This window comes from Vibrio sp. 811, assembly GCF_033339195.1.
On the sequence record NZ_JAWOUB010000871.1, the window covers coordinates 1 to 535 of the forward strand.

The 535-nt window shown below is 45.2% G+C and carries 1 protein-coding gene; it reads right to left on the minus strand.

All coding sequences use genetic code 11. The annotated features are described in order from the left end of the window. Positions 1-463: YtfJ family protein (locus R7Q46_RS29865; protein ID WP_318078681.1), on the minus strand; the 463-nt coding region annotated here is incomplete at its 3' end. Between the last annotated feature and the right edge of the window lie 72 nt (positions 464-535).

Consider the following 535-nt stretch of genomic DNA (forward strand, 5'->3'; position numbering starts at 1 on the left):
TGTCTTGTACGATGATCGCAGAGCTTTCTTCTTTTAGCCCCCAAGTGTTCGCCACCAAGCCATTTTCATCCAATACCATTGATGACCAAGGAAACTCTTTTTTACTGTCTTGTGCAGAAGATTTCACAAATGAGCCAGTGCCCCAAATCGCATCATCTTGGTTGATGATGGTGGTGGTCTGGTAGCTATCTTCTGGGAATTTAGCGGCGGTAATTGCAGTCATCAGCGGTGCGTTCATCTCTTTTGAACTGCTGCGACCAGCAATCGCTTGAATTACGCGGACTTTACCTAACATATGCTGTGTTGCCCAAGGCTGGTAAGCCACACCTTCACCTTGTAAAACAATTTCACCGTATGCGCCGACTTGTGCAGGTGGAACGGTTTCACCAACCGACAAGTTATGTGCGAAAGCCAAACTTGGAGAAAGAGCAAGCAGTAGAGGTAGGAGAGTCTTAGTTTTCATATTGTTATATTCCGTTTGGGTTTGGGAGTTAAGCCAGTATATATCCAGTCCCGGCAAATTTGTAGAATTGTT